The organism is Bradyrhizobium sp., assembly GCF_049586575.1.
Lineage (GTDB): Bacteria > Pseudomonadota > Alphaproteobacteria > Rhizobiales > Xanthobacteraceae > Bradyrhizobium.
In genome coordinates, this window is record NZ_JBAVCF010000014.1 from 1 (window position 1) to 2629 (window position 2629).

Sequence of the window (2629 nt, forward strand, 5' to 3'; positions counted from 1 at the left end):
CTGGAGATACGGAGCAAGTTCTTGCCTCACCAGGTTGGCCAGATCAGCATCAACCCAACGACTTTGGGCGAGCAGTCCATGAGCATTGGCCAGAGCCTGAATCCGACCTTCTATGACCTGTTTAAGCTCTTCAACTGTTCGAGCCTGAGATAAGTGGACCACCGTCTGAACAGCTTGAAGGACATTTTTGGTTCGATGTTCGGCTTCTCGGGCAAGCACAGCAATCCGTTTCTCACTACGCTTTCGCTCCGTGATGTCGCGTGTAACTGAACATGCCCCGACGATTTGACCGGCGAGGTTCCGAATGGGCGAGATGCTCAGGGAGACATCGATTAGGCGACCACCCTTGTGCCGACGAATGGTATCGAACGGCTCAATCCGTTCGCCGCGCCGGAAGCGTTCGAAAATTGCAAGTTCCTCGTCATGCCGATCTTCGGGGACGATAGCTCCAATCGGCATGCACACTGCTTCTGCGGCGGTATAACCGAAAAGGCGCTCAGCGCCTCGGTTCCAAGTTGTGATCCTGCGCTTGAGGTCCGTGCCGACGATAGAGTCATCGCTCGACTCTACAATTGAGGCAAGCTGCCGAGCCCGCTCCTCGCTATCCTGGAGCGTTGAACTGATTGGTGTGCGCTCTGGTGGATTCGCCATTTGCCTACTGGTGAACCCGCCGCTCCGATAGAGGCCGGGCAGCGGGTCACGCGATCCTAACGTCGCTTATCGGCTGTGACCACGTCAAATGAAACGCTCCCGCGAGCATCGTGACCACGGGTAGACCAAGCCTACGACGCCGCGTATTGCGCCACGCTCCAAGCAATTGTGATCAATCTTGGAGGAACCATTTAGATCGTCACGATTGGTTCCCCCGTCATGGCGCCGATGCGTCCGGAACGAGGCCGGTCGACGGTTGGTTGGTTCCGTATGGGAAACGCTGAGGATTACCGTGGCTTTGCGGCCGAATGCGAACGATTGGCGCAGCAGATCACCAACGAAAACCATCGGCGCATTTTGCGCGAAATGGCGCGCGTATGGCGCGACCTCGCTGAGAAGGCTGAGAAGAAAGACCCAGATTAGTCATCTTGCGGTTGGGATGGGTCCCGCTCGGCACGCTCCGCTTCCTGGGCCAAGCGAAGCCACACTTGGGCCATCTGTAGGAGCGAAGCCTGCGCGCGCTCATCGTGAGTGGAGCGCGCAATTTCGAGGCATTCGCGGGCGTATCGGCGGTATTGCTCAGATTTCGGCGCCACAGCTTCCCCGTCGTCGCTCAAACGCGGCGAGGACGAAAACGTTCCTATCGGATTCGCTTCGCTATTCTGGCCCGCACTGTCATCATAGCCAACAAGTCAAATTGAAGCGGGCGATGCTCTTTGCAGGCGGATGAGATGCGAAGGGGGCGGCGGCCGCCGGGCAAGAATAAGAAAGCGACGAGAGAGCCAATGGGCGATGCCACGGAAGTTGCTTGGCGCTATGCCGCGAATGCGGTCACCTCTTGGGGTAGGCAGGCGACTCATTCCGTAGCTGTGGTAGCGCTCGTGCCTGCGGGGTCCCGACGTGACGTGCTACTTTCTAGCGATCAAACGCTCGCGACCGTGATCGTCAAGATCATACTGGGACTTGACGCGGTCGAGTGCGACCAGGAAAGGACCAAGAACCGAAATGCGAATATCGCCGCTGATCTCGGCGTTCCAATTCGGCTCGCCGGCGCGAGCGTGCAACCGAACGCGCGGCATATAGTCCCTGACACTTCGGCCAAAGAGTCGGGAAAATTCGGATTCGATAATCGCCAGGAGTTTTGCCGTCGTTACTTTCTGCCGTTCGGTCATGCTTTGGCAAAACCCAAGCAGGCGGCGATCGTTCCGGCGATTTGTGCTCTCATCGTCCTTGTTAGAGTGCTGCCCGCTTGCCGCGGAAGGCTGACCAAGCTCAAACGCGAACCTTGGCCCCACTTCGGCGCTTTTTCTTGTAGAGCAATGCGCTTAGGCGCCCGCCAGCATCCGGATGACGTTGCCAACTGTCGAATTCGGCTGACGCGGGACAACATGCGCGAGTCGCTGACGCCACGCGAGGAGCGCGTCGTTCGCATGCGCTTCGGCCTCGGCATGAACAGCGATCACGCCCTGGAGGAGGTTGGGCAGCAATTCTCAGTGACGCGCGAGCGGATTCGGCAGATCGAGGCCGAGGCGGCGCGAAGCTCAAGCATCCGACCCGGTCGAGGGAGCTAGCTCAGGAGCTTCCTATCCTCGAAAAGGTTGAATTGCCGTGCCACACCTTGAAGCGATAGTGCGCCCCGCGATCATCGCGACCGCAGCCCTTCGACACGATACGAGCTTGGAGAAACTGAAGTAGCACGGAATCCCCCGCCGGCGGATGATGTCCCGCAAGGACCCGGTTGAAGTGACTGCGTTGCGAAGACTGTGCGCAAGCACGCATTTATAGGCTGCAGCCTCCACCTTCCGGACCACCATCTTGAGGCGACCATCGCGTCGACCCCGTAGACAAGAGAGAGCCTAACGGGCTATCATATAAATGTCGGGAGACGGAGCAGCTTGCTTCGCAATCAGACAAGAGTCTTTAGATAATCCAATTGCTGACGCGTAGACGTTCTTTTGGAATGGGACTCTTCATAGAC

At 58.1% G+C, this 2629-nt stretch carries 2 protein-coding genes and 1 pseudogene; 2 read left to right on the plus strand and 1 reads right to left on the minus strand.

The genetic code is table 11. The features are described from left to right. The coding region (locus tag WB528_RS00550) for a PAS domain S-box protein (protein ID WP_423886486.1) at nucleotides 1-651 on the minus strand (651 nt) is incomplete at its 3' end. A gap of 219 nt (nucleotides 652-870) precedes the next feature. On the opposite strand from WB528_RS00550, the gene WB528_RS00555 reads away from it, so the two are divergent. Both WB528_RS00555 and WB528_RS00560 read left to right on the plus strand, forming a co-directional pair. Beyond that, a complete protein-coding gene (locus WB528_RS00555) occupies nucleotides 871-1074 on the plus strand; it encodes a hypothetical protein (RefSeq protein WP_423886487.1) in 204 nt (67 codons plus the stop codon). 971 nt (nucleotides 1075-2045) lie between these two features. Beyond that, a pseudogene (locus WB528_RS00560) lies at nucleotides 2046-2281 on the plus strand (sigma factor-like helix-turn-helix DNA-binding protein); the annotation flags it as partial. Nucleotides 2282-2629: the final 348 nt, after the last annotated feature.

What these genes read in the sequence shown, in the direction of transcription:
- WB528_RS00555 (WP_423886487.1), top strand. Translation starts at nt 871, where the DNA reads ATGGCGCCGATGCGTCCGGAACGAGGCCGGTCGACGGTTGGTTGGTTC.